The following is a 26,756-nucleotide window of genomic DNA, read 5'->3' on the forward strand; positions in this document are numbered from 1 at the left end:
TTATCACAATGGGCGCAGTCCATTTGGCGCATGGAGGCAGGCATGGCAACTCGCATACCCCCCGGTCGAGCCGATGCCGGAATGCCACACATGAAAGAAGGTGCGGAGATGCGCGCCGTCTCGCGCGCTGCTGGCGATCAGGACGGCGACGAGGATAGGAAACACGGGACGAGCGACCAGGAAGCCCTGGCTGCGCGGGCGCGGCACCTTGCTCGCGAAGATGGCGGGGACGGTCCGCAAAGTACTGGCTGGGGCTTGGCCCTATCGGGCGGTGGCATACGTAGCGCGACATTCTGCTTCGGTCTATTGCGGGCGCTGGCCCGTAACCGCGTGCTGCGCCGCTTCGATTACCTTTCCACGGTATCCGGCGGCGGCTACATCGGAGCCGCGCTAGGCAGGCTCTACCAAGAGGGCCAGGGCGCGGCGGAGGTAGAGAGAGGGCTGGCGCGCGACGATACCCTGTTGCTCTGGTGGTTGCGTAGCAATGGCCGTTATCTGAAGGCTGCGGGCCGACAGGATCTGGGACAGGCTGCAGCATCCATTTTTCGGGGTGTTGTCGGGTCGCACTTCGAGGTCTTGATCCTGTTGTTGTTGGCGGCGTTGCTCATCAATCTACCGAATCTGCGGCATGTGTGGCCATGGTTGCCGGATGGGTCGGAACAACTCTGGCTATGGAGCTTGGCGCTACCCGGATCATGGGCCTTGGTGGCTGTATTGGGCTATTGGAGCGTAGGCGCGGCTGCTGCCGATTCCACAAACCAGGGCACGGTATCGTCGCGCCGCCTGGCGTGGAACAAGCAATTGGCGCAGGCGCTCTGGCTGGGAGCAATTCTTGTCTCATTGATGCTGGCCAGAATGGCGGCCGTGGCGCTCTACGATTGGATGAAAATCGGAGCGGCGCCAGCCGTGGCGGTAGGCGCCGTCGCCACATCGGCCGTCGCGGCTTTGCGTTTCGCATGGCCTCATTTGCAGCGGCTGATCGTTCGCAAGGGCATGACGCTGCTGGCGCACAACGCCATGCAGCTGATAAACATCGCCGGCCTGCTCTATGTCGCCATGCTGTTGGTTGGCTTGTCGGCGCTGATGCATGCGGCAACCCTATCTGATGTGCGCTGGGAACTTCCGGGTTGGCGCGTGGAGGGGAAATCGGCCTTGGCCTTGAGTTGGCTGGTGCCCTTGTTGGCGGTGAGCGTCTTTTACCTGTGGACGGGGAAACAGCGCGAGGTCCTGAATCTGTCGTCGCTGCACAATTTCTACCGGGCGCGCATAGAACGGGCCTATGTGTCGGTGGGGAACTATGCTGCCGTTTCCAAGGAGGATGCGCGCTTCGCGGAATCTCCGCTGCAGCCCGCCAAGGATGGCGCGACCGACCGCGTATTGGCGCTGCTGGACGCGGCCGCAGGCGATGACATCGAACTCAACCGGTATATGCCGCAACGCCATGGCGGGCCGATACACCTGATGAGCACCTGCATCAACCAGACCATCGATGACCGGACCCGCAATTACAACGCCGATCGCAAGGGCGTGGCGCTGACGGTCAGCTCGCTGGGTGTCGAGATCGGCACCGCCGCGCCGATCAGTGATGTTGCCGGGCTCGGGTCGCTGTCCCGATGGGTGGCCATTTCCGGGGCAGCCGCGAGCACGGGAATGGGATCGCGGACACGGCCGGGAATTGCGGCATTGCTGTTCTTGATGAGCGCCAGGCTTGGATACTGGTACACCGTGCCCAAGGCTGTCCAGTCGACCCGGCAGGAATGGCGCGGGGGAGGCGAGTCTTCCTCGTCCGAGGCTTCCCGGTCTCCAAGGTGCGAACGCCCGGCGGCTTGGCTGGCAGGCCGGTTTCCGAAGGCGGCAGCCGTGTTGTCGGAGCTGTTGGCGCGGTTCCCGGGGCTGCGGTCCGACGCCTGGTATGTGTCGGACGGTGGACATTTTGAGAACACGGGCGTCTATGCGCTGCTCAAGCGTGAATTGCCATTGATCGTGGTGGCGGACGTGGGCGCTGATCCGAAGTATCGCTGCGAAGACCTGGAAAATCTGGTGCGCAAGGCCAGGATCGACTACGCCGCTGAAATCGAATTCCTGGATGCTTCCCGCTTGCCATGGACCCAGGCCTCAACTGCGATGACCACGCTTGCAGATCTGGCCGAGCATGGTTCTGAACCGGGCTGCGGCTGCCTGCTTCCGGCCCTCATCCGGTACTCAAGCGGGAGGCAGGGCGTGCTGCTGGTATGCAAACCGCGGGTACCGAAGCAGGCGCCCCTGGATCTGGCCTCCTATGCCCGGGACGCCCGGGGCAGCGGCTTTCCGCAGCAGAGCACAGGAGACCAGTTCTTCGACGAAGCGCAATGGGAGGCCTATCATTTGCTGGGCCTGCTGACAGGTCAGCATCTCACGGCCACCGTGCTTGAGATGCTGGCGCGGGCTTCGGTCCAAGGGCTAGCGGCGCCGCGCGTCTAGGTGCATGCGGGCCGGCCCGCGCGGCGTCCCGGACGCTGTCCAGGATAGGGGCTACCAAGCCATGCGCAGGCGCCCCAGCGCAGGCAAGGCCCCGACCGTGGCCGCCAGCCCACCCGCAGGCGGCAGGGTCTCGTTATCCGCCACGCGCCCATCCGGATCGAGAAAGTCGCTCAGCACATCATCGCGCAGCCGGATGAAGCGCGGATCGCTGCGGTTGCGGGGATGCGGCAGATCGATGTCGACGACGCGGCGGATGCGTCCCGGACGCGGCTGCATAACCACCACGCGGTCGCCCAGGAACACGGCTTCCTCCACGTCGTGGGTGACCAGCACCATGGTGATCTGCTCCTGCTGCCAGATGCGCTGCAACTCGTTCTGCAGCCGGGACCGCGTCAACGCGTCCAGGGCCCCCAGCGGCTCGTCCAACAGCAGCACGCGCGGGCGGTTGACCAGGCCGCGCGCGATCGCCACGCGCTGCGCCATGCCGCCCGAGATCTGGTGCGGGTAGGATTTCTCGAATCCCTGCAAGCCGACCAGCGCGATGTGCTCGGCCACCAGCTCGCGCTTTTCGGCCTTCGACAGGGGCGCGTTGCGCAGCGCCGTCGCGATATTGCGCTCCACGTTCAGCCATGGAAACAGGCGGTGGTCCTGGAACACGATGCCGCGGTCCAGGCCCGCGCCGCGCACCGGCTTGCCGTCCAGCAGGATCTGGCCGGAGTAGTCGCCATCCAGTCCCAGGATCAGGCGCAGCAGCGTGGACTTGCCGCAGCCGCTTGCGCCCACGATGCTGACGAAACGCCCGGCGGGCACGTCCAGGTTGATGTCCTGCAGGACCTGCAGCGCCTCCGCGCCGTCGCCGGGGCCGGCATAGCGCTTGCCCACGCCGCGGATGTTCAATTCCTTGCCGAAGATGCTCGTCATTCCTTTCCTACTCCATCAGGCGGCGCCGTAGCGGTGCCGCGCCAGCCGGCGCTCCAGCGCGCGGGCCAAAGCATTCATGGACCAGCCCACCAGGCCGATCACGAACATGCCGAAGATCACCAGGTCCATCTGGAAGTGTTCGCTGCCTTCGATCAAGGTGTTGCCGATGCCGTGGCCCGCGACCAGCAGGTACTCCGCGCCTATCGTCGCCAGCCAGGAGTAGATCAGCGCCAGGTACACCCCGGTGAAGATCGAAGGCGCCGCCGACGGCAGCACCACGTGCAGCAGCGTCTGCCAGCGGGAATAGCCGAACACGCGAGCCACTTCCAGCAGCGCGGTGGGCGTGCTGCGTATGCCGTCGCAGGTGTTGACGACCACGGGCACCAGGGCGGCCAGCGACAGGAACGTCACCTTGGCCACATCGCCCAGGCCGAACCAGACGGAGATCAGCGGGATCCAGGCAAACAGCGAGATCTGCTTGAAGGTGTTGAAGCTCGGGCCCACGATACGGTTGAACAACGGCAGCAGTCCCAGCAGCGCGCCCAGTATCAGGCCGAGCGTGGTGCCGATCGCGAAGCCGGTGAATTCGCGTGCCAGGCTCGCGCTCAACGCGCGCCACAGCCGTCCCGACGATATCTGGCTGGCGGCCGTCTCCAGCACCTTCTCCGGAGATACCAGCAAGGGCGTGGACACCCAGTCCAGCCGCGCCAGCGCCCACCAGGCCAGGATCGCGGCGGCGGGCAGCACCAGGCCACGCCAGCGGGCGCGTACCCAAAGGCTGGTGCGGCGGGCGAGGGACAGCGGGTTGATCGATAGCGCCATCATGCCTGGGCTCCGGTGGACGCCGCGCCCAGGCGGGTAGCGGCCTGGCCGCCGCCCGCGCGGGCTTCGGCCATGTCCAGCAGCTTGTCGATGACGTAGCCGATGGCGCCCACCACGATCACCGCCGCCATCACCAGATCCAGCTGGAACAGCTGCCGGCCATAGACGATCAGGTAGCCCAGTCCTTCGCTGGATGCGACCAGCTCCACCACCACCAGCGACAGCCAGGCCTTGGTGAAACCCAGCCGCAGGCCGGTGAAGAGCGTGGGCAAGGCGTGGGGCAATACGACTTCCAGCACCTGCTGGCGGCGCGTGTAGCCATAGACGCGGGCCACTTCCAGCAGGCTGGCAGGCGTCTGCCGGAATCCCTGCAAGGTGTTCAGCGTCACCGGCACCAGCGCGGCCTTGGCAATCAGGATGTACTTCAGTGGCTCGCCTATGCCCACCAGCAGCAGCACGAAGGGCAGCCATGCCAGGACCGGGATCTGCACCAGCGCGTTGAAGGTGGGCAGGATGTAGGCTTCCAGCGGACGCCACAATCCCATCGCGGCCCCCAGCGCCAGGCCCAGCGCGCTGCCTACCGCGAAGCCCACCAGCACGCGCTGCATGCTGGCCTGCACGTTCAGCCAGAGGTCGCCGCTGCTGTAGAGGTCCTGCAAGGTCAGCCAGACGAAGTGGGGCGAAGGCAGCACCTGCGGCGAGATCCAGCCCTGCGAGGCGCCCGACTGCCAGAGCGCAAGCAGCGCCAGCGGCAGCAGCCAGGGCAGCAGGCGGCCGCCGGCGTTGCGCAGCAGCTCGGCAGGCGCCTGGCGCACACCGCGCCGCGTGGACGGAAGCGGCGCGCTCAGCGTATTTCCGGACATGGCGGCTCCTTAGCGCGCGGCGGCGCTGGCTTGGCGCTCGGCGGATGCCGGCTGGCCTTGCGCGTTGAACGCGGTCCAGCGGGCGGCAAGATTGGCCTTCTGCAACGCGGCGTTGAGATAGCGCGGCTCGAACCAGCCGTCCACGCTCACGGGGCGGCGGATCAGCTTCAGTTTCAGCGCATCGTCCGCCACGGCCTGGTAGCGCGCGGCGAGGAACTCGTCCAGCAGCGGCGAATTGCGCACGGCCAGCACTTCGCCGTCGAACTCCGCCTGCCAGGACGCGTAAGGTGTGCCGCTGCGCGCCCAGATCTTGAAGAGCGCATCGCGGTTCTGTTCGTCGGAGGACCATTGCGCGGCGCGCACGAACACGTCGACCACGCGCTGCACGGCTTCGGGGTTCTCCTTCTCGAAATCCTCGCGCACCAGCAGGGAAGCCTGGCGCGTGTACGAGGGATCCTGACCCTTGGTCGAGTAGATGATGCGCGCCAGGCCCTGGTCGCGCAGCTTGAAGTACTCGTAGCCGCCGAAAGCCGCATCCACGCCGTTGGAGACCAGCGCCGCCTGCGCGCTGCCGGTGTCCAGGTTGACACCCTTGATGTCGCGTTCGGTCAGCTTGCGCGAGGCCAGCACGTTGATGGCGACCAGGTGGCCGTTGGTGCCGCGAAAGATCGACACCTTGCGGTCCTTCAGGTCGTCCAGCGATTGCAGTGTGGAGTCCTTGGGCGTGGAGACGTACAGGTTGTTGCGCACGCCGCTGCCCAGCAGGATGCGGGTCTTCAACCCGTTGGAGCGGCCCACCACCGACGGCAGGTCGCCCTGATAGGCGAAATCGATCTGCTTGTTCGAGAGCGCTTCGTTGACCGCGGGGCCCGCGCCCTTGAAGAACAGCCACTGCACCTGGGTGCCGGTGCCCTGGAAGGCTTCCTCCAGCCAGTTGTTGGCGCGCGCCACGCCGCCCGGCGAGCCGCCCCAGGTGATGGGATCGCCGCCGCCGGCGGTCGCCACGCCGATGCGCACCACGTCGGACGCGGCCAGGGAGGCGAGGCTGACGGCGCACAAGGCAGCGCCCAGCATCAGGCGTGAAATCAGGCTGCGGGGAGAGAGCAGGGTGCGCATGGTCGTTCCGTATATCGATGATGAATGAAAAGTCCGGGCCGGCAGGCGCCGGCCGCGGGCAGGACTGAGCGCCCGCCAGCGCGTGCCGGCGGGCGGGATTGCCCGGTTGCGGTAAGGTCAGGCCGCGCGCTTCTCGGCGCGCGTCTGCAGCTTTTGCTCGATGCGCGTGCCCTTGAAGAAATCGGGATGCGCCTGGGTATAGAAGCGGTAGGGGTTGTCGAATACCAGCGCCTTGAAATCCGCCGCGGAGATCACGCCGTCTTCCACCAGGTCCCAGCTTTCGGCCAGGGGCTCGGTCAGGTCGGGCACGTCCCAGTGGCCGACGTCGGATGACCAGATCGCGTTGAGTTTGGTGTTCAGCGGATTGGCGCGGTCGTTGAAGGCCGCGCCTATGGTGCGGTCGTCGGCTTCCGAGCCGAAGTAGAAGCTGTCGACCCAGCGCTTGCGGATGTCCTCCACGCTGTCGATGCCGGCCGCGGCAAAGTCGTCGAGTTCATCGCCCACGGGTTCGCGGCTGTGGTGCAGCGCCGACAGGCCCAGGCTGTCGCGCAGCAAGGTGTCCTTGTTGATCTCGCGCCCCTTGAGCAGTTCGGCGCCGTAGCGTTCGAACAGGTCCGCCAGCAGCTCCACGTCCGCGTTGGCCGGGTTGTACTGCTGCACGGCATTGCGGTTGCGCTTTTCCCAGCGGTCCACCAGGTGCGCGTACACGTGCGCGCCCCAGTCCGCGCCGCCTTCCAGCAGGGCCACGCGCAGGTTCGGAAAGCGCCGCGTCACGCCGCCGAAGAACAGCGCCTTGGCGAAGGCCTGGGAACCGTCGGCGAAGTGGCCGATATGGTTGAACATGTAATTGCTGATGGAATGGCGGCCGGTCCAGCCCTGGCTGCCGTAATGGGTGGCCAGCGGCACGCCCAACTCCACCGCCTTGGCCCAGAACGGGTCGTAGTCGTACTCGCTGTCCAGGCCGAAGAAGTCCACGTAGGAAGCATGGCGCGCGATCTCCGGGAATTCCGCGGGCGGGTACTTGTCGGCGATGGCCTTGATCGGCCGGCGCACGCCGCCCGGAATGTTGGCCACCTTCAATCCCAGCGTCTTGACCGCGAACTCGAGTTCCTCGATGGCTTCCTGCGGCGTGTTCAATGGAATGCCCGCCACGGGCGTCAGGCGGTCGCTGTACTTGCGGTACTGGTCCGCATGGAAGTGGTTGATGGCGCGGTGCAGCGGCTGGCGGTACTCGTCGCCCGCGCCCAGCGGCGCCAGCACGTCGTTGGGAAACAGGATGGAGTAGTCCGAGCCCTGTTCCTCCAGGCGCTCGTACAGCAGCTCCGGCAGCGTGACCGTCGCCAGGTCCAGGGTATTGCGCGTGACGCGCGCCCACCAGGGCGAGCGCAGCGTGCGGTTGCGCTGCCGTTCTTCCGGCGTCTGCTGGTACCAGTCCTTGCCCTGGGACTTGGTGGCGAAGCGCGAGCCTTGCGTCTTGCGCAGCACGTCCACCAGCTTGGAGCCGCCATAGTGCTGGATGTAGTCCTCCAGCACGGGCGCGTAGTCGTTGACGTGTACGTCGGTGTCGATCACTGGATAGTCCAGCTTCGCCTTGATCGCGGCGGAGCGGGAAGCCTGGGTACGGTGCAGCCGGTCGTTCATGCGGGTCTCCGAGAGTGAAACGGACGCGGCGCCTTGCGGGTTTGGCAAGGCCGGCGCGGACAGGTCACAGTACGGGAGACGGTCGCCTGGCCAAACGACCGATTCGCAATTTCTAACTGAGTGATGTGCTTATGGCATTGGGGCGATTGGGGGGGCGGAGTCCGCATACTCAAATCTGGGGATGTGGCATCCGACAAGATGCTCCTACCATGGTTCTCGCAGCCGCCGTATACATCGACCGATTCGCGACCATGCCGAGGGGAAGATGTTTTGCCCAGAACCTTGTGCGGATGGTATCCGAGCCGGTGCCGTTCATGCGATTGGTGGAGGGCTGGTCAGGGCGTTTTCACGTACTGTGCGTTGACGCCGTACGTTGGAACCTGTGCCTCTTTGGCCATTTTGGGTTGAAAGACATTGTTTGCTCGGCTTGGCGTGCGCGGCGGCCTATGTCCGAGGAGATCGGAGAGCGTCTCATGAAGGGTTTCGTCAATGTCGAGGCAGTCAATTTGCGGGCCACTCCCAGCACGGCGCAGAACGCGCCAATCGGCAGCCTGACGCTAGGCCAGGAAATTGTCGACCTGGGGGGCGCGCCCGCGGGGTGGCACCATGTCCAAACGAAAATGGCTGGCTTGGACGTCAAAGGCTACTCGGTTGATGGCCTGGCGGACTCGAAGTTCAAGTGGGCCAAGACTAAACAGCCGACGCTGCGGCCACCCGCCACGCGAGCTCGCGAAGCACTTGTAGCGGCCGCGGTGGAACAGTGGCTTCGATTCGACAAAGGGCGAGGAAAGGAGAACGAGGAACCCTATAGCGGCTATATCCACGAAATGTGGAAGGCGCTGGGTAAGGATCTGACCGGAAAGGACACCCGCTATCCCTGGTCCGCCGTCGCTATATCTCTCATGGTAAGCAATGCGGCGAAGATCATCCCGGAATTCAAGGCGTTCAAGCGGTCCATCGGTCACGCGGCCTATATGTGGGATGCCATCAAGAAGCGGGCGAGCCGGGACATGTCCGCGCCGTTCTGGGGCGTTCCCATCACGGAAGAAAAACCGGAGGTCGGCGACATCATCGGTAGTTGGCGGGAAACTCCCTTCACGTTCGACCAATATCTCGAAGCGTCAAAAAACCCGGAAGCCCCCAGCCATTCCGACATCATCGTGGCGGTAGGCACCGAGGTCGCGTTGGCCATAGGCGGCAATGTCAGCCAATCGGTCTTCGTTACCGGCTATCAGCTGACGGCCGGCGGCAATATCGCGAAGAACCAACGATTCCGTAAGGGAAAGTTGGTCGGAGAAGCAATTGTCCTGATGAAAAACCGAATCGCTTGAGGGGACTCATATGCGCATCGCATTTGCCTCTTGCATTGCCTCCAATGTATTCAATGATCAACCAGTCTGGGACTGGATAAGAGAGCAAACGCCAGATCATCTGATCTTGCTGGGCGACAGCTTGTATCTCGACATACACGTCGGGGAAGCAGGACATCCAAAAGATATGAGCGTGGACGCTTTTGCCAAGCATGCGTTTTCTCGATACAGCGAATTGCTTCACCAGGCACAGTTTTCCAGACTCGTGAAGTCGTTGCCAGCAGGTTCAGTCTGGACCACTTGGGACGATCACGACTGCCTATGGAATGATGTGCTGGGCGCGGCTGCCAGGGAAAGTCCTGTTCAGGCGCCGAAGCTGCGTATCAGCACCGCCCTGCATGAGGCATTTCGAAGAACCTTGAAAAAAGGCATGACTGCGGGCTCGTTTTCCAAGGCCTATAGCGCACCGGTTCTTTGGAAGGAGAATCAGCCGCCTCTTGAATCTCCAAGTATCAAGCTGTCGGATGACGTGATGTTGCATCTTGCAGATGTACGTAGCTGGCGCACCGGAACCTGGCTGATCCCAGCCGACCAGTGCACGATATTGGGCGCGCGACAAAGAGCCGGCTTCAAGGCTGCCATGGACCTCGCGCCTGACGCAGTTCATCTGTTTGCCAGTGGCTCTACCTGTGCCGACTACAAAGTTGGATATGTCGCTGACTGGAATTGGTTGTTAGGCCAGGCAGCCGTGCGCAAGATCCTGGTACTCAGTGGCGACATCCACCGCAACGAGTCTGATGCTTTTTTCACCACGGGCTGGCCTTTGCATGAAGCGACTTCGTCAGGCGCGGCGGTAAAGTACGCCGTGACGATAGGCGAGACGCATAGAAACTACGGCCTTGTTGAGATCAATGAGGAACATGTTGCATTTTCCTTTTTTGCACAGAACAAGCCCGAATCGCGTCATTCGCGCAGGTTAAGCCGTCGGACCTGGCTCCCCACATAAAACCCCGGCGCCACAGACTCTTGAGCGCGCTTGCCGATCTTCGAGCAAGTCATCTCAACCACCCGGCGGCTTCGAAAAGTCCCCGCGCTCCAGGATGAAGCTGGTCGCCACGCCGAACACCACGCCCCAGAACGGCGCGCCAATACCCAGCAGCGGCAGGCCGCCCAGCGTCACCAGGAAGGCGACCAGGGCGCCCAGCGTGAAGTGCTGGCGGAACGCGGTATGGAAGGAGCTTTGCAGGATGCGCAAGAGCGCCAGACCCGCCAGCGTCGCGACGAAGGCCGCGGGCGTGGCCAGCAGCGCCTGCGTGACCAGCGGCGAGAACAGTCCGAACACGATCACCATCACGCCCAGGAAGATCGCGGCGATCCAGTGCCGCGACGCGTTGGCGCCGGAAGCGATGATGGCGTTCGATGGGCCGGCCAGGCAGGTGGAGACGCAGCCCAGGCATGCGGTCAGCGCCGAGAACACGCCGCAGGCATTGGTGATGGCGTTGACCGGCGGCCGGTGCAGCGAATTGCGCAACACGGCGATCCCCTGCGCGTTCTGCACGGCGATCACGGTAACGGCAAGCGGCAGCACCAGCTCGAACGCGGCGGCCCAGGAGAATACCGGCGCGTAGAACTGCGGGCTGGCCACCGAGGTCGCAAGCGTGACATGTTCCAGGGCCGGCGTCCTGCCCATGAACACCAGTGTGCCTACCCCGGCGATCAGCGCGCCGATGATGGGCGAGAAACGCTTTTGCACTGCGGGAAAGAACGAGACCAGGAAGAAGGTGGCTGTCATGATGCCCGCGAGCCAAGGATCGGCGGCGAACGACTTGATCCAGTCCAGTGCGAAGCTGAGAAAGACGCCGGCGACCATGCCCATGACGATAGGCATGGGGATGCGGTTCATGATGGCGCCGACCCATCCCGTCAGCCCCAGCACCAGCATCAGCGCGGCGGTCAGCAGATAGGCGCCGATGACCTCGGCAAAGGGCAGATGCTGCAGGGCGCTCGCGACGAGCACGGCGCCGGGTATGGTCCATAGGAAAGCGAGCGGCTGCCGGTAGATGGCGGACATCACGATGGTGAGGATGCCATTGAGCACGAATGCGGCAAAGATCCACGAAGCCAGGGTGGCCTGGCTGAGGCCTCCCTTCACGCCGGCGCTCAGGATGATGGCGACCGGCGCGGAGGCGGAAAACAGGAACGCCACAAATGCGTTGGTCAGTTCGTCCGCCGGGAACGAGGACGAGGCGGCTGGAATCGTGTTTTGCTCAGCCATGGACCTGCCCCTGGGTGAGCAGGTCACGACAGCTGAAGAAGAGGAAGAATGATTCGAACGTCATTGCGGATCCACTTTGCGTAGCGTGCAGTTGGGCCATATCGTTCTCAGCGCCTCGCCGAGCTCCGAAACAATACAGGAAATATCCTGTTCTGCGGTTTCGTGCAGGGCTTCCGCGACGATCAGCGCACGCGTCGAGGCAGGGCGGATCGCGGACCAGCCGCTCTGCCGATTGGTCCAGCGGCGCGCATGGGCGCGGCCGGAATCATCGGCGAATATGACTTCGCCGGGTTCCGGGTGCTCGGTTTGGCCTGCGAAGGTTTCGTAGGTTTCATCGCCGCGTGCGAACCGTACGGCCAGGGAGCCGGCGATCTGGTCCGCATCGAAGACGGCAATGGGTATGGCGTGCGCCAGCGAAGCGGCGTTGCACAGGTCGATCAGCGGGTGCAGCGCAGGCAACGCCCCTTCCTTGCGGTAGCGCCGCAGCAGCGCTTCGGATGCGCAACGGTACTGGGTCGGCTTGAGGCCCATCGCGGCAAAGGCGCGCCGCCAGGCTTGTATCTCGGGAAATTCGGCTTCGCTGGCGCCCGCCAGGCGCTGGTCGGCAATGGCCATGAGCCTGGAAATCGCGGGATCGGCGTTGGCCGTTGCATCGATATGGTCAACCAGCAAGGCAGCGGATCGAAGCTGAGAAAAGCGGGTGCGCAGGTCGTGGGCGTAGCGGAAGGGGAGAGGCATGTCTGTGGCTCGGTGGGTTCGCGCAACACTATGTGCGATGGGATCGGGGCGCGTCTTGAATGAAATTGCGGACCGGCTCGTCATCCGCCCGCAGGCTGGTGTCATTGAACGGCGTAATTCGCACTTGAATATATACGGTCGTATGTATATTATTCGGTGGACACGCAATGACATACGAGAGGCGACTTGGCATGACCAGCACCATCCTGAAAACATCAGTCCCGGCGGATCGGCATCAGGCCAAGAACCAATGGTTTCCCGTTGCGCTGCTTGCCTTCGGCGTGTTTGTCGTCGGAACCGGGGAGTTCGTGCTGGCTGGCTTGCTGCCGCTGCTGAGCGTCTCCCTGAGCGTTTCACCGGCCGTCGCTGGACAGGTGATCACGATCTTCGCGCTGACCTGCGCCGTCGCCGGTCCGGTCCTGACGACCTCCACCGCGGGGTGGGACCGCAGAATCGTGCTGGTTCTTGCCGCGATGATCTATCTTGCAGGCAGTGTCTGGACCGCGCTCGCGCCATCCTACGCCCAGGTCCTGGGTGGCCAGATCGTGGCGGCGCTTGGCGTGGGATGGTTCGTGCCGAACGCCACGGTCACGGCCGCCGCCATGGTCTCGCCAGCGCACCGGGGGCGCGCAATCGCCTTGGTCGTCAGCGGCTTCACCGCGGCGACCGCGCTGGGCGCGCCCCTGGGCACGGCGCTGGGCGGGATGTTCGGCTGGCGTTCGACCATGTGGCTGGCAACCGCTCTGGCGGCGCTGGGCGCGGCCGGGGTCTTCGTCTTTATCCCGAAGAGGACCACGATCGCCGCAGCAGCAGGATTACGCGAGCAATTGCGTCTCCTGCTTGAGCCTCGCATTGTCGCGGTCCTGGGCGTGACCCTGCTGGCGTTCACCGCCGTGTACATGCCGTACACCTATATGGGCATCATCTTCGAGCGGGCCACGCAGGGCAGCAGCATTTACCTCGCGGGGCTCATGACGACGCTGGGCGTGGTCGGCACGTTCGGCAATCTGGGCGCCGGCATGCTTGCCGACCGGATCGGCGGCCCCAGGGTCGTGGCGGTCGCCTTGCTTTGGCTGATCGCCAGCTTGCTGGCGCTGCGGCTGACGACCGGCCATCTGCCTTATGCCTTCGCAATGATCTCGATATACGGAATTGCCGCCTTCGCGATCACGACGCCGCAACAGCACCGGCTGATCGCGCTCAAGCCTGAAGCGGCCGGGGTGCTGGTTTCACTCAATCAGGCCATCCTGTACCTGGCCATCGCGCTGTCCGGTTCGATCGGCGGCCTTGGAATCGAGTGGGTGGGGGCGGAGAATCTGGGCTTCGTGGCAGCGGCGCTGGCCGCCGCGGCACTGGTAATGTCGCTGTCGACAAAATCGAGAGCGGCGCTAGCCGTTGATGGCGGCTAGTACCGCGCGAGGGGCGCGTCAGAACCTGCCGCGCAGCGTCAAGGCGAAATTGCGTGGCTCGCCATAGAAATTGCCGAATCCGCTGGAACCCACGGTCTGGTAATAGCGCTTGTCGAACAGGTTGTTGGCATTCAATGCCAGCGACCAACGCGGGTCGATCTGATATTCGATTCGCCCGCTCCAGAGGGCATAGCCGGCCTGGCTGAACTTGAACGGCACGTCATTGCCGTCCCATTTTCCGGAATCGGGGTTGTACGTGGACGCGGTGCCCGACACGTAGTTCGCGCTTTGCGCCGTGACGCCGCCGCCGATACGCCATTTGTTCAACTGGCCGGGCAGGCGATAGCTGCTCCATAGCTTGAACAGATGGCGCGGCGTGATGGAACTGTAGCGCCCGGTGTCGCCGTCGCGGTCCGCGTTGCTGTTGTAGGTGTAGCCAGCGGTCAGTTGCCACCCGGGGGCCAGTTCTCCGCTGATTTCGAGGTCGACGCCCTGGCTGACGATCTTGCCTTGATTGACGTAGCAGCAGGTGGCGATGCCGTACTCCATCTCGTAGCGCGGATCCTCCACGCCTTCGCCCGTGCGCTGGATGCGATAGAGGGCCAGCGACGCGTTCACGCGATCGGGGATCAATTCGCCCTTGACGCCGATTTCGTAGTTCTTGGATTCGACCGGGTCGATGGGACTGCCGGGCAAGGGGCCGCCCAGCAGCGTGTCTTGCGGGTTGTAGGTCTCGGCATAGCTCGCATAGGCGTTCCAGTTCGGCGTGAGCGCGTAGGTGGCGCCTACGTACGGCGTGAAAACGCCGTTCTCGCGCCGGGTTCCCAGGTTCTGGGTGCGGGCGACGGAACCGTCGGGATTCCACTGCGTGTTGTGGGTCGAGAACTCGTAGAAGGAATAGCGCCCGCCGACGATCAGCTTGGCGGCATCGGTCAGGCCTATGCGCAACGACCCATACAAGGCCTCGCGGCTGGACTTGCGGTGATCGTCCTTGCCGGGCGTGGTGCCGGCTTGCTGCGGCCGGTTGACGTTGAACACATCCGCTTCGGTGCCCGACATCAGGCTGTAGCGCTGGACGCCGTCGGAATCGGCTTTGCTGTAGTCGGCGCCCACGATCAGATCATGCCGCCGGCCGAGCGCGTCGAAGCTGCCTTTCAGGTTCAGGTTCAAGGCGATGCGCTGCATGCTGCTGTTGGCGGGGTAGCTGTACCAGCGCGGGCCTGTGCCATCGGCGGGATCGACGGCGCCGTAGGTATAGACAATGCTGGAGTCGCGGGAGACGTCGAGATAGAGCGCGTCGGCCGATACGCTCCAGTCGTCATTGATCCTGTGTTCCAGTTTGGCGAACAACTGCTTGGTGTCTTCGCGGCTGCGGCTCCAATCGGTCGTGAGCGCGGTATGGCGGGGCAGGCCGAGATCCCGGCCGTTGCTGTAGCGGGGCAGGCCGCCGACGTTCAAGACGCCATTGGAACGCTGATAGCTGCCTCCCAGCGTCAGCAGGGTGCGGGACGTGAGATCGGCTTCCACGGAGCCGTAGATGACGGTCTTCCTGGTGTTGGCGACGTCGTAGAAGTACTTGCGGTCTTCCTGGCCAAGGCCGATGCGGCCGCGCAGTTTGCCGTCCATGCCCAGCGGGCCGGTGACATCGCCGTCGGCCCGGTAGTAGTCCCAGCTGCCGGCGGTGGTCGAGAAATTGCCCTGGAACTCCGGCATCGGCCGCTTGCGCACCAGGTTGATGGTGCCGCCGGGTTCGCCCGTGCTGGAGAATAGGCCGTCGACGCCGCGCAGGAACTCGACGTGGTCGAACTGCGCCATGTCGAGCTGGCTGATGGAGCCGAAGCCGCTCATGGCGGTGTCCATGGACGCGCCGCCATCGAGCTGGATGTTCGAGACGGTGAAGCCGCGCGACGAGAATACGCTGTCGTTGCCATGCGAGATGCCCGACAGGGTGCCGCTCTTGTTGACCGTAATGCCCGTCGTCTTGTCCAGTACCTCGGTGAGGTTGCTGAGGTTCTGGTCGTCGATCTGCGCGCGCGTCACCACTGTGACGGTTTGCGGAATGTCCTTGACCGCCTGGCCCTTGCCCATGGATACCCGTTCCATCGTGTAGGCTTCGCTGCCTTCCGTGACCAGCGGATACTCGTTGCCGAACACGGTGACCGGCGCCAATTGCGACGGGCTGCCAGCGCCGGAGCGCTGGAGCGTGACGTTCTGGCCCGACCAGTGCGCTTCGATGCCGCTGCCTTGCAGCAGGCGCGCCAGGGCCTGTTGCGCGGTGAAGGAGCCCGCGAAGGAAGGCGCTTTCAGGCCTTGGACCAGATCAGGCTGGAAATAGATCTGCATGTCCGCCTGCTGACCCAGTTGCAGCAGCGCGTCGTTGAGCGCGGTTGCGGTGATCTCGATGCGGACCACCGCAGGTTCCTGCGCCAGCGCCCGGTCGGGCAGCCCGCCGAGCAAGCAAGCCAAGGAAAAGGACAGCGCTCCCAGATTGGCGGCAGCGCGCCGCCAGGTTTGGCGGACATCTGCAGCCGCCAGCGTATTTCGAGTTTTCACTGTTTGAGGTTCAAGTTGGATGCGACGCTCGGCGCGTCAAACCCTTTGGCCAAAGGTTCGGCGAAGGCGAGCGCGGCGAAGCCGGGCTGCCCTCTCAAACTCTAGAGAGCGGCGGGCCCAGAACCCCGTAATGATTTTCCCGGTTTAATTGAAACCGGTTGTTTCATCTGGCGCGGATCAGAATGCTGCCATCGGCCTGAGGCAGGAGTTGCACCGGCGCAAGCTGCGGCAGCACGGACAGGAACGACGCGTTGTCGTCAATGCTGAAGACGCCAGCGATCCGCATATCGCGCAGGCGCTCGGCCTGCAGGATCAAGGGCTGGTCGCGGTAGCGGTTCATTTCGCCGATGATCTGCGCCAGCGTATTGCCGCGGAACACCGCCTTGCCTTGGCGCCAGGCAGCCCAGCTCGCGACGTCGAGAGCCTCGGGCTCGGTGATGCCATGCCTTGCATCTATCATCAGGCCTTGCCCGGGTGCGAGCCGGGCCGCGCGGCGCCACCAACTGTCGCTGCTGACTTCCACGGATCCCTGTTCGACGCCGATGCGGGCCGAGTCCTGCTCGCTGCGCACGTTGAAGCGCGTTCCCGTCACCTTCACGCGGGCAAGTCCGGTGACGACGAAAAAGGGCCGCTCGGCGTCGTGCGTCACAGTAAAAAATGCCTCGCCGGAACGTAGGTCGATGACGCGTTTGCCGGCGTACAGCCTGACATCCAGCCTGGTTCCGGTATTCATCTGCACGACGGTGCCGTCGTTGAGCAGCAGCTCGCGGCGTTCGCCGCGCGCCGTCGCGTAGCTCTCCTGGAACAACGGCGGTTGGCTGGTCCATTCGGGATGGACGGCAAGGGCGGCAAGCGCCGCGGCGCAGCCCAGCCCCAGGCCCCAGACCAGACGCCGGCGCGCCGCGTGCGCGGGCGCCGCGCGGGCCGGCCGTTGTTCGATGATGCTGCGCAAGGCGGCCTCGGGGATCGCGGCGCTGGCCTTCCAGGCGTCTTCCATTTCCTGGTAAGCCGCCTCGTGCAGAGGATCCGCGCGGCGCCAGGCGTCGAACGCCTGGCGCTCGTCATCGCGCAGCGTGCCCGATCGGACGCGCGTGAACCACTGAGCCGCCTGGTCGTGCGGATCGGTCGTGGTCGGCGGGTGGGGGGCGGTGCTCATCGGAGGGTAAGTGTACGGCGGACGTGCCAGGGAATCAGGAGCCGAACTGCCGCAGGCGGGCCTGGATGTGCCGGATGGCGCGGGTCATGTGCTTCTCCACCATGCTCAGGGACAGGCCCATCTGGTCGGCGATATCGGGCATGCTGCGGCCTTCCAGACGGTGCCATGCAAAGACTTGGCGGCAGGGCAATGGCAGTTCTTCAAGCGCCAGCAGCAGCGCGTCGGCGAGCTGCGACGCGCGCATGGCGTTGTGCGGATCGATCGATCCCGAGGGCTGGTGCTCCTCGGGCAGTTCATGCAAGGCAACATGGGAGTCGCGCGCTTGCCGCTGATACTGCCTGGCAAGGCCATTGCGCACGCTTCGGTCCAGATAGGCGCGCGGATCCCGGATCAGGGTCGCATCGGCTTGCAGGATGCTCAGCACCGTATCCTGCGTGGCGTCTTGCGCATCGTGCGACGCGCCGCCGCGGCGGGTCCACGACCGCATGAGCTCGCCGTAGTAAGCGAGCCAACCACTGTTGCGAGGGCGGCGGCCAGACACGATGCAATAGGGGAATGACGAGGGACGCGCATTATCGCAATTAATTCTCATTTAATCAATGAGGGGCCGTGCCGGAGCTGGGCGCGTCTGGCGCTCAGTTCATTGCAATATCGGCCAGCATCCTGGCCCGTACGGCCGGCTGCGACATGAATGGCGAATGACTGCTGTCGGGCTGATGGACGCGGACAGACCGTCCTGACGGACCTCAGGCCTTCCGGGACGCGTTGCCTGGCGGATTGTTTTCAGGCAAGACAGCGCGATAGCCCACGCCGCGGAGAACGAAGTCGACGATCGTTTCGGCATAGCTCACGCAGTTTTTCTGAAGCATTTTCATTTTGTCGTCTGGGGTGTACATGAAATGATTCAGCAGCGCGCCGGCAACCAGGTCGAGTATCAGCGCGGGGGACACGCTTCTCGGTATTTCATTTCGCTCCATGGCCTGCAAAATGATCTTTCGCCCGCATTCCCGGTCGCGGCGTTCCCAGTCCGCAACCGCCTTGCCCAATACTTCTGGAAAAAGTTTCGCCTCTATCCGGAATCGGGCGATGATGAGGCCATTGCCCTGGGCATAGAAACGCAAGGTTTCGACGGACAGGGCCAGCAGGTCTCCCCGCAGGGATCCGGTATTGGTGAAATCCGGGAACGTGCGGGACATATCGTCCAGCGCGTCCGCGATCAAGGCTCCCTTGTTTGGCCAGCGCTTGTAGAGCGCTGCCTTACCGACCTTCGCCGCGCGCGCCACGCCATCCATGGTCAGTCCGGTCCAGCCCAGCTCCTTATATAAGGCGCGGGTTGCGGCAAAGACCCGGGGTTCGAGCGTGGGATCTGTCGGACGGCCGCGGCTGGGTGTAGACGGATTCAGAATTCTGCCCTCGGATATGAATCGGATGGCGAGCACGGCTCCCCACAAAGCAAAATGGAGCATGCCGCCACGGCGCATGCTCCTTCGGGGGACTCACTGCGCGGATGTCAGGCGACCATCCGCATGCAACAATCAGGGTCGGCTGGCGGATAGTATCAGACTGGCCGAAGCGGCAAAAAACATTCCCACGCCTTGCACAAAACTAAGCTGCGCTTGTTCAACTTGAGCTTCGGCGCAGCCCCGCAACTGACGGACTGCTTCTTGAATGGCAAACATGCCATACATGCCCGTATGAGTGTAGCAGAGGCCTCCTCCATTGGTGTTCATGGGCAGCTTGCCCGACGGCAGCGTATTGCCGTCCGCAATGAATGCGCCGGATTCGCCTTTGCCCACGAATCCGAGATCCTCGAGCATGTATAGCGGCAGGTGCGCAAACGCGTCATAGCACATCAGATGATCCACATCGTCGTGGCCGATTCCGCTGGTTTCAAATGCCTCCCTGGATGACCTGCGGAAGGACTGGAACGAACTTACGTCTTCCATTTGCGAAACCAGCCGCGATTCGGCGGATTCGCCAGAACCCAGCAAGTAGACGGCACGGTCTGCCGAAGGCAGGTCCGCGGCGCGCTCGGCGCTGGTCAACACCAGGGCGCCGCCGCCATCGGTGACAACGCAGCACATGTCGCGCGTGAACGGGTAGGCGATGACTGGCGCGCCGAGCACTTCGTCGGCGGTGACGATCTCCCGGCGCAAGGCGCGCGAGTTGCGGCTTGCCCATTTCCGTTGCGCGACCACGACTTCCGCGAGATCTCGCGGTCCCATGCCGCGATCATGCAGGAATCGCATGGCGGGCACGGTAAAGGTGGAGTAAGGCGCCACGGCGCCATAAGGCGCTTCGAATTGCCCATCCGGCGCCGCCGCATTGATGGCCCAGGCGAGCGCGCCGACTCTTGAACGTCCGGATTCGCCGTGGGTGATGAGGACGACATTCGCGGCTCCGCAAGCAATGGCTGCGGCCGCATGCCGCACATGCGAAAGGAAGCTGCATCCGCCGACCATCGTGCCATCGATCCACCTGGGCGTGATTCCCAGATAGTGCGAGACCTCCATCGGCATCAGCCCCGCCGTTGCGATTCCGTCGACGTCCGTGGGGGACAGGCCCGCGTCGCGGAGGGCGTTTCTCGCCGCTTCGGCATGGAGCGCTATGACGGACTTCGAAGGAAGAACGCCAATTTCGTTCGTTTCTGAGGCGCCAACAATGGCTACGTTGCCGCCATGCATATTCTTGTTGCTCATACGCTGATTACCTCGGGCTGAAAAACGGGAAGCGAAATGCCATCGCGCTGCACGAAATCCACCACGAGGTCCATGTCCAGTACCAGGCTTTCCGGCGTGGGCACGACGCCTACGATGTTGGTCATCATGCGCGGGCCTTCGGCCAGTTCGACCAGGGCGATGATGGGCGACGCGCCCTCATTGCCAGCGATAGGCCGGTGGTTGATCACGTAGGAGATCAGTTTTGCTTTTCCGGAAACCTGCTTCCAGTGGACCGCGTCGGAAAGGCAATGCCGGCAGAAAATCCCGGGATAGAAGAAGAACTTTCCGCAGTCATTGCACTGTTGAATTTCGAGCCGGCCTTGTTTTGCAGCGTTCCAGTATGGAAGGGTGTCTGGTGTCGGTATGGGCTTCATGGGTTTGGTATCGGTGTGATTGACGATGGGCTTGCTTGGACTTGCTATCGGTCTCCTTAATTTCCGTGCTACGATGCATTTCGGACGAAAAATGTCTGAAAATAGTAGTGCTGGCGCATGGGCATGTCAACAGTTCCATCGGCAAGGGGCTGGTGGTCTGGCGAGCCTGTGCGCACCAAGGCGAAATTCTTTTCCACGGAGATGCGCAATGGCTGAGCCGACTGATATCGGGACGATTCTGTCTCGCGGAACCGCGACGGTAGAAAGAGGGCGGTTGAAGTTCTTTTCAAAGGCGATCGGGGAGGACAATCCGATCTACTCCGATGAATCCGCGGCGCGCGACGCCGGGTACAGGGGTATTCCAGTTCCACCGACCTTCTTGTTCTGTCTCAATAGCGAGGTCTCGGGTAGCGGCAATACCCTCTCGATCTTGAAGCTGGACCTGGCGCGCATTCTGCATGCCGAGCAGGCGTTCACCTATAGCAAGATGGTCCATGCAGACGACGTCCTGCAGTTTGAAACCAAGGTGGCCGACGTATACGACAAGAAGAACGGCCAGCTTCATTTTGTCGTCATGGAGACTGCCGTGAGCGATGCCAATGGGGAGGCAGTGGCTCAGCTTCGCTGCACACTCGTCGAACGTAGAAACGGATAAGGAGAATGCACGTGCAAAGACTTGATTATTCCGCCATCTCTGTCGGGGACGAGATCGCGCTGACGGATATTCCGGCCATCACCCGGACCACATTGGCGCTGTATTGCGGCGCATCCGGCGACCATAACCCGATTCATGTGGACATCGATTTCGCCCGAAAAGCCGACATGCCGGATGTATTCGCACACGGCATGCTTTCGGCGGCCTATCTGGGAAGATTGCTGACAAGGCTGGCGCCGCAGGAAGACATACGCAGCATATCGGTGAGATTCACCGGGATCACGAACGTAGGCGACCAGCCAAGGTGCATGGGCCGCGTGATCGAAAAGTCCGCGGCCAATGGAGAGAGGCTGGTCACGCTGAGCCTGGGCTGCCAGGATCAGAATGGCGGGCAGAAGTTGCTGGGCGAGGCGGTAGTCGTCGCCTATTGAGGTGACAAGATTTTCGGATTGGCTGTGCGTTTTTTGTTGAGGAACTTGCCGCGAAGCCCGTGAAACAGGGCGATGGATTTAGTCCTTGACACTGGGGTAGGTGCAACACTAGTATTTACAGACAATAATCGTCTGTAAATTGAAGCAATAGTTTCCGGACAGAAAAACGAGTTTGCTCAGCAAATCATTGGAGGAAGACCCATGCATGGCCCAGGACCCGAATCGAAAGGTTTCTATAGCGTCGCTTGCAGGCACCCCGAACGCATTGCATGCATTGAGCCGGACGGAGCATCGGTGACCTTTGGCGGGCTGCTCGACGAGGTCAACAGATTGTCGAATGGACTGCGCGCACGAGGCCTGCGCAGAGGCGATGCCGTCGCCGTGCTTCTTGAAAACCGCCAGGCATATTTCGAGCTTGCGCTGGCCACGGGGCAGCTCGGCTTGTACATGGTGCCGATCAATTGGCACCTCACTGTCGATGAGGTCGCCTATATCTTGCGCGATAGCGATTCAAGGATGCTGATCGCGTCGCATGGGTTCGCGCCTGGCCTTGCCGCGGTCGAATTGCCGACGTTGCGCTTTACCGTCGGCGGGGCCGAGGCTGGCTGGGGCGGTTTTGACGAATTGAAGGCGGACAGCCGCAAGCCCGATCAGCGCAGCGCAGGTTCGTGGATGAGCTATACATCGGGCACCACCGGCAGGCCCAGGGGTGTGAAGCGCGTACTCTCGGACAAGAGCCCGGAGGAGATGCTCGATGGTCAACCGGATCTACTTGATCTGATTGGCGCCAGTCACGACCCGGGTTGCCACCTGGTGTTTTCGCCCCTATATCATTCGGCGCCTGGAGCATGGGCGATGTCGTCCCTGCACCGCGGCCATACGGTTGTTTGCCGCAACAAGTTCGATGCTGAGCTCGTATTGCGCGATATTGAAAAGTATCGGGTCTCGACCGTGCATATGGTGCCGACGCATTTTGTCAGACTGCTGCGGCTCGAGAATCGCGAAAAGTACGATGTTTCCAGTTTGAAATGCGTCGTGCATGCCGGCGCGCCTTGCCCGATCGATGTCAAACACCAGATGCTGGATTGGTTCGGACCCAAGATCTGGGAATACCTTGGTTCGACAGAGGCAGGCATCTACTCGGTGGTGGGCCCGGAAGACTGGCTGAGAAAGCCGGGAACGGTGGGCCGTGCGGCGCCTGGAACAACACTCAAGATTGTCGATGAGAGCGGCCAGGAGTTGCCGGCTGGCGAAGCAGGCGTGATCTTTTCGCGCAACGGCATGACGGATTTCGCCTATCACAAGGACGAAGAAAAGACGCGATCGACTCATCTCGCCGATGGCTACGCGACCTCTGGCGATATCGGCACCCTCGATGAGGATGGCTTCCTGTTCATTCTCGATCGCCGCAATGATCTGATTCTGTCGGGGGGCGTGAATATCTATCCCGCTGAAATCGAAGGCCGCCTGATCACCCATCGATCGGTAAAGGATGTTGCGGTCATCGGCGTGCATGACCCCGAATGGGGGCAGAGCGTCCTGGCGGTAATACAGCCGGTCGACGCAGGCTGCGACCGGGCGGGCCTGATTCAAGAACTCGCGGCCCACGCGGCCCAATCCCTGGCTGGCTACAAATGCCCTCGACGGTATGAATTTCTCGATGAGCTGCCCCGCTCGGAGGCAGGGAAGCTGCAAAAGAATGTTCTTAGGGATCGTTACGACACATCCAAAATGGAGATTTGAGCATGGGAATCCTGAAAGGCCGTACTGCGATCATCACGGGAGCAGGACAGGGAATCGGCGCCGCTCTGGCCCTCGCGTTTGCGCGAGAGGGCGCGAATCTGGTCATCAACGATCTGGGAACCGGGCCGGACGGCACAGGCGGCGACGACGGCCCGGTGCATCGTGTCGCCGAACAGATCAACGATCTCAAAGGCAGCGCCGTGGCCGACGCCGGTGATATTGCCGACGTGGCAACCGGGCGGCGGCTGGTCGAGACGGCAGTGGCGAAGTTCGGGAAGCTCGATATCTTGGTCAATGTCGCGGGCATTCTTCGCGACCGGATGATCTTCAACATGACCGAAGCGGATTGGGATGCCGTCATCCGCGTGCACCTGAAGGGCCATTTCAGTACCGTTCAGCCGGCAGCGGCGTACTTTCGCCAGCAGCGCAACCCGGAAGGGAACTATCGCATCATCAACTTCACTTCGGCGTCGGGCCTGCAAGGGTCTCCCGGGCAGGCGAACTATGCCGCCGCCAAGATGGGAGTGGTGGGCCTGACATACTCGCTGGCGCAAGGGCTCGCGCGCTATGGGGTCACGGCCAACGCCATTGCTCCGGTGGCCGCGACCCGGCTGACCGGCACTATTCCCAGCGACAAGGCAGTGGGTGATGCGGACAATGGTGGAATAGCCGCGCTCAAGCCGGAGCACATTGCGCCGATCGCGCTATATCTTGCCAGCGAGCGTTCGGGCTGGCTTAGCGGGCGTACGCTGTCCGCCGGCGGCCTCGATGTCGGGCTGTACAGCAATCCGGAAGAGATCCGTCAGATCAGCTCCACGAGCCCGTGGCAGTTCGATCAGTTGTCTTCAATGTTGGAAAAGTCATTCAAGCAGGTTGCCGATGGCTTGCCGCCCAGCGTGTTCGCCACACAGGTTGCCAGCGCATCCGCCAGCTAGCAGAAGCTGCTGACGCCTATCGACCGCATCGGGTTCCGGCGAAGCGCGATTTCCAAGGTTCCCGACAGCCTCTTCCATCGCGTGGCGGCGCAGCTTCTTCGAAGTTGCGTTCGACCGGGATGGCTCAAAACATACACACTATCTACTGCGCCGCAGCGCCGCGCTCTACGCTGTCCCATTTCGGGAGGCGTACATCACAGGCCGAATATTTTGCGTGGCGTTCGTGGCGGGCGCCGGGCTGGTCCAGCTATGGCCGCGGCTTCCAGGAGCCGGGGCTGCATGGTCGCTGGCCGGGGCGTGCCTGCTTGCGGCCGTTGTCGGCCTGCGCCGGCGGCATTGCGCGGCGCGCAGGCTCGCGGTCCTGATGCTGGGCCTGTGCGCGGGCTTGCTTGATGCCAGCCTGCAAGCGCAGTTCCGGCTGGACGACGCGCTGTCGGACGAGCATCAGGACGCCGTGTCGCGCCTGGCGCTGCGCGTGGCTAGCTTGCCCGACGGCGACGAGCGCAGCCGGCGCTTTCTGGCCGAACTGGACGAGCCCGCGACACCCGGCATCCCCTCGCGCATCCAGGTCACCTGGCAGGCGCCGCCCGGCCCGCAGGCCGTGCTTCCCGAACTCAAGCCCGGCCAGGTCTGGCGCATGGCGCTGGTGCTGCGGCGTCCGCGCGGTTTGCTGAATCCCGCCGGGCCAGATGTGGAAGGGCGCATGTTCGCGCAAGGGATACGCGCGGTCGGCACGGTGCGCGGGCAGCCGCGGCTGCTGGCGGACCGGCCCTGGGCGACGCCGGGCATTGCGATCGAGCGGGCGCGCCACCGGGTGCGGGAGGGCTTGCGTTCGGCCTTGGGGGAGCATCGCTATGCGCCGGTGATGATCGCCCTGGCCATCGGCGATCAGGCCGGCGTGGCGCGCGAGGATTGGCTGTTGTTCAACCGCAGCGGCATTACGCATCTGGTGTCGATCAGCGGCATGCATGTGACCTCGATAGCGGGCATCGCCGGACTGCTGGTGGCGGCGCTGTGGCGCCGTGGACGCTGGCGCGGCGCGGGGCTGGCCGAGCATGTGCCGGCGCGCGTGGCGGGCGGGGCGGCGGCCGCGCTGGTTGCGCTGCTGTATTGCCTGCTGGCCGGCTGGGGCGTGCCCGCGCGCCGCACGTTCTTCATGTTGTCGGTGGTGCTGGCCGCCACGGTGTCGCGCCTGCCGCTGTCGGGCGGCCGGGTACTGGCCTGCGCGGCCGCGGTGGTGGTGGCGCTGGATCCGTGGGCACCGGTATCGGCGGGATTCTGGTTGTCGTTCGGCGCGGTGGCGGTGCTGTTGCGCATCGCGGATGCGCCGGTTGACCGCGAGGCCAGTTGGCGCCGGCGTTGCGCGGCCAGGCTGGCACAGGCGGCACGCCTGCAACTGATGGTGACCGTGGGCCTGACGCCCTTGCTGGCCTTTCTGGTGCACCAGGTATCGCTGGGATCGCCGCTGGCCAATGCGGTGGCGATTCCCGTCGTGACTTTCGTCGTGACGCCGCTGGCCTTGCTGTGCGCGGCCCTGTCGGTGTTGCCGGGAGCGCAGGGGTTGGCCGCGCATGCCGGCCAGTGGGGGTTACAGGCGTTCGACCTGACCATGGCGCCCGTATCCTGGGTAGGCAGCGCGTCCTGGGCCAGCGTGCCGGTTGCGGCAGCGCCATGGCCATGGCTGCTGTTGGCCGTTGCGGGCATGGCGTGGGCGTTGCAGGTACGCGGATGGCCAGGCAGGCATCTGGGATGGATCTGCATGGTGCCGCTGCTGTTCTGGCGGCCCGACCGGCCCGAGCCGGGACACTGGCGCATGAGCGCAGTGGACGTGGGACAAGGCAGCGCCATCCTGGTGGAGACAGCCACCCAGACCCTGTTGTTCGATGCCGGACCGCGTCATTACGGCGGCAGCGACGCGGGTGAACGCGTCGTCGCGCCGTTTCTGCTGGCGCGCGGCATCCGGCAGCTGGACGTGCTGGTGCTGTCGCATGCCGACCTGGATCACGTGGGCGGACTGCGGGCGGTGCTGGCGGCGGTACCGTCATCGCGCAGCTTTGCCTCGTTCGATCTGGCCGCGTTTCTGCGCCGCGACATCCGGATGTGGCCGGAGGCCGGCAGCGCCGCGCCGCCGCTGCCCAAGGATCTGGGGCGTTGCCTGCGGGGCCAGGGTTGGGAAGCCGATGGCGTGGCGTTCACCTTCCTGAATCCGGCGGATGCCAGTGGCAAGAACGGGCAGGGCCGCAATGCCGATAGCTGCGTGTTGCTGGTGCAGGGAACGTCGCATGCGCTGCTGCTCACGGGTGATGTGGGCGTGGCTCAGGAAAGCGTGCTGGCCCAGACATTGCCGCGGGTCGACGTGGTGATGGCGCCGCATCACGGCTCGGCCTCGTCCTCGGGCAGGGATCTGGTGGACGCGTCCGCCGCCGGCCATGTGATCGCGCAGGCGGGGCACCTGAACCGTTTCCGCCATCCGGCCCGCGCGGTGGAACTGCGGTGGACGCGCGCCGGCGCGGCGTTCTGGCGCAGCGACCGCGATGGCGCGGTGATGGCGAGGTCAGACGCCCGGGGCCTGGAGGTCTGGGCAGAGCGGGAGCGCGGGCGGCGGTATTGGCATGGGCGCTGAGGCCGCCCGCG

At 63.9% G+C, this 26,756-nt stretch carries 22 protein-coding genes and 1 pseudogene; 9 read left to right on the forward strand and 14 right to left on the reverse strand.

What is annotated here, in order from left to right; genetic code table 11:
* The first annotated feature begins 90 nt into the window (after positions 1 to 90).
* Complete coding sequence (locus FOC84_RS25975) at positions 91 to 2,460, forward strand: patatin-like phospholipase family protein (protein ID WP_254241782.1); 2,370 nt, start codon at positions 91 to 93, stop codon at positions 2,458 to 2,460.
* A 51-nt stretch (positions 2,461 to 2,511) separates the two neighbouring features.
* Here the strand turns inward: FOC84_RS25975 and FOC84_RS25980 are convergent, their stop codons facing one another.
* The 5 genes from FOC84_RS25980 to FOC84_RS26000 form a co-directional block, all read right to left on the reverse strand.
* On the reverse strand, positions 2,512 to 3,381 hold the full coding sequence (locus FOC84_RS25980) for an ABC transporter ATP-binding protein (protein ID WP_173147295.1): 870 nt from the start codon (positions 3,379 to 3,381) through the stop codon (positions 2,512 to 2,514).
* Between the two features lie 15 nt (positions 3,382 to 3,396).
* On the reverse strand, positions 3,397 to 4,203 hold the full coding sequence (locus FOC84_RS25985) for an ABC transporter permease (RefSeq protein WP_173150410.1): 807 nt from the start codon (positions 4,201 to 4,203) through the stop codon (positions 3,397 to 3,399).
* On the reverse strand, positions 4,203 to 5,066 hold the full coding sequence (locus FOC84_RS25990) for an ABC transporter permease (RefSeq protein ID WP_173147297.1): 864 nt from the start codon (positions 5,064 to 5,066) through the stop codon (positions 4,203 to 4,205). The genes FOC84_RS25985 and FOC84_RS25990 overlap by 1 nt, the downstream gene beginning before the upstream one ends.
* A 9-nt stretch (positions 5,067 to 5,075) precedes the next feature.
* Complete coding sequence (locus FOC84_RS25995; protein WP_173147299.1) at positions 5,076 to 6,182, reverse strand: ABC transporter substrate-binding protein; 1,107 nt, start codon at positions 6,180 to 6,182, stop codon at positions 5,076 to 5,078.
* Positions 6,183 to 6,299: 117 nt separating this feature from the next.
* The gene (locus FOC84_RS26000) at positions 6,300 to 7,823 is read right to left on the reverse strand and encodes an amidohydrolase family protein (RefSeq protein WP_173147301.1); all 1,524 of its coding nucleotides are present in this window, start codon (positions 7,821 to 7,823) and stop codon (positions 6,300 to 6,302) included.
* 473 nt (positions 7,824 to 8,296) lie between these two features.
* On the opposite strand from FOC84_RS26000, the gene FOC84_RS26005 reads away from it, so the two are divergent.
* Positions 8,297 to 9,154 (forward strand): DUF2272 domain-containing protein, encoded by an 858-nt coding sequence (locus FOC84_RS26005; protein WP_173147303.1) that lies wholly within the window; start codon positions 8,297 to 8,299, stop codon positions 9,152 to 9,154.
* Positions 9,155 to 9,164: 10 nt separating this feature from the next.
* Complete coding sequence (locus FOC84_RS26010) at positions 9,165 to 10,139, forward strand: hypothetical protein (RefSeq protein WP_173147305.1); 975 nt, start codon at positions 9,165 to 9,167, stop codon at positions 10,137 to 10,139.
* 54 nt (positions 10,140 to 10,193) lie between these two features.
* Here FOC84_RS26010 and FOC84_RS26015 read toward each other — a convergent pair whose 3' ends face one another.
* Both FOC84_RS26015 and FOC84_RS26020 read right to left on the reverse strand, forming a co-directional pair.
* The gene (locus FOC84_RS26015; RefSeq protein WP_173147307.1) at positions 10,194 to 11,408 is read right to left on the reverse strand and encodes a benzoate/H(+) symporter BenE family transporter; all 1,215 of its coding nucleotides are present in this window, start codon (positions 11,406 to 11,408) and stop codon (positions 10,194 to 10,196) included.
* A gap of 60 nt (positions 11,409 to 11,468) precedes the next feature.
* Positions 11,469 to 12,230 carry a B3/B4 domain-containing protein gene (locus FOC84_RS26020; protein ID WP_254241783.1) on the reverse strand — a complete coding sequence of 254 codons (762 nt, stop codon included), beginning with the start codon at positions 12,228 to 12,230 and terminating at the stop codon, positions 11,469 to 11,471.
* A gap of 107 nt (positions 12,231 to 12,337) precedes the next feature.
* Between FOC84_RS26020 and FOC84_RS26025 the strand changes: the two genes are divergently transcribed.
* A complete protein-coding gene (locus FOC84_RS26025) occupies positions 12,338 to 13,555 on the forward strand; it encodes an MFS transporter (protein ID WP_173147309.1) in 1,218 nt (405 codons plus the stop codon).
* An 18-nt stretch (positions 13,556 to 13,573) separates the two neighbouring features.
* Here FOC84_RS26025 and FOC84_RS26030 read toward each other — a convergent pair whose 3' ends face one another.
* The 7 genes and pseudogenes from FOC84_RS26030 to FOC84_RS26055 all read right to left on the reverse strand — a co-directional run bounded on the left by FOC84_RS26030 (position 13,574) and on the right by FOC84_RS26055 (position 20,358).
* A complete protein-coding gene (locus tag FOC84_RS26030) occupies positions 13,574 to 16,021 on the reverse strand; it encodes a TonB-dependent siderophore receptor (RefSeq protein WP_173147311.1) in 2,448 nt (815 codons plus the stop codon).
* 250 nt (positions 16,022 to 16,271) lie between these two features.
* Complete coding sequence (locus tag FOC84_RS26035) at positions 16,272 to 17,264, reverse strand: FecR family protein (RefSeq protein ID WP_173147313.1); 993 nt, start codon at positions 17,262 to 17,264, stop codon at positions 16,272 to 16,274.
* Between the two features lie 34 nt (positions 17,265 to 17,298).
* The gene (locus FOC84_RS26040; protein ID WP_254241784.1) at positions 17,299 to 17,751 is read right to left on the reverse strand and encodes an RNA polymerase sigma factor; all 453 of its coding nucleotides are present in this window, start codon (positions 17,749 to 17,751) and stop codon (positions 17,299 to 17,301) included.
* Between the two features lie 148 nt (positions 17,752 to 17,899).
* A pseudogene (locus FOC84_RS33600) lies at positions 17,900 to 18,001 on the reverse strand (alpha/beta fold hydrolase); the annotation flags it as partial.
* Positions 18,002 to 18,010: 9 nt separating this feature from the next.
* Positions 18,011 to 18,730: a TetR/AcrR family transcriptional regulator gene (locus FOC84_RS26045; RefSeq protein ID WP_173147317.1), complete on the reverse strand. Its 720-nt coding sequence runs from the start codon at positions 18,728 to 18,730 to the stop codon at positions 18,011 to 18,013.
* Positions 18,731 to 18,799: 69 nt separating this feature from the next.
* A complete protein-coding gene (locus FOC84_RS26050; protein WP_173147319.1) occupies positions 18,800 to 19,963 on the reverse strand; it encodes a thiolase C-terminal domain-containing protein in 1,164 nt (387 codons plus the stop codon).
* On the reverse strand, positions 19,960 to 20,358 hold the full coding sequence (locus FOC84_RS26055; RefSeq protein WP_173147321.1) for a Zn-ribbon domain-containing OB-fold protein: 399 nt from the start codon (positions 20,356 to 20,358) through the stop codon (positions 19,960 to 19,962). Before FOC84_RS26055 ends, FOC84_RS26050 begins: the two co-directional genes overlap by 4 nt.
* A 208-nt stretch (positions 20,359 to 20,566) precedes the next feature.
* Here FOC84_RS26055 and FOC84_RS26060 point away from each other — a divergent pair, with 208 nt between their 5' ends.
* The 5 genes from FOC84_RS26060 to FOC84_RS26080 all read left to right on the forward strand — a co-directional run bounded on the left by FOC84_RS26060 (position 20,567) and on the right by FOC84_RS26080 (position 26,745).
* On the forward strand, positions 20,567 to 21,013 hold the full coding sequence (locus FOC84_RS26060; RefSeq protein ID WP_173147323.1) for a MaoC family dehydratase N-terminal domain-containing protein: 447 nt from the start codon (positions 20,567 to 20,569) through the stop codon (positions 21,011 to 21,013).
* Positions 21,014 to 21,024: 11 nt separating this feature from the next.
* Positions 21,025 to 21,444, forward strand: coding sequence for a MaoC family dehydratase (locus FOC84_RS26065; RefSeq protein WP_254241785.1), 420 nt, complete (start codon positions 21,025 to 21,027; stop codon positions 21,442 to 21,444).
* Positions 21,445 to 21,738: 294 nt separating this feature from the next.
* The gene (locus FOC84_RS26070) at positions 21,739 to 23,187 is read left to right on the forward strand and encodes an AMP-binding protein (RefSeq protein ID WP_254241786.1); all 1,449 of its coding nucleotides are present in this window, start codon (positions 21,739 to 21,741) and stop codon (positions 23,185 to 23,187) included.
* Positions 23,188 to 23,189: 2 nt separating this feature from the next.
* Positions 23,190 to 24,122: an SDR family NAD(P)-dependent oxidoreductase gene (locus FOC84_RS26075; protein WP_173147329.1), complete on the forward strand. Its 933-nt coding sequence runs from the start codon at positions 23,190 to 23,192 to the stop codon at positions 24,120 to 24,122.
* A gap of 214 nt (positions 24,123 to 24,336) precedes the next feature.
* Positions 24,337 to 26,745, forward strand: coding sequence for a DNA internalization-related competence protein ComEC/Rec2 (locus tag FOC84_RS26080; protein ID WP_173147331.1), 2,409 nt, complete (start codon positions 24,337 to 24,339; stop codon positions 26,743 to 26,745).
* The last annotated feature ends 11 nt before the right edge of the window (positions 26,746 to 26,756 follow it).

Source organism: Achromobacter pestifer, assembly GCF_013267355.1.
Taxonomy (GTDB): Bacteria; Pseudomonadota; Gammaproteobacteria; order Burkholderiales; family Burkholderiaceae_B; genus Achromobacter; species Achromobacter pestifer_A.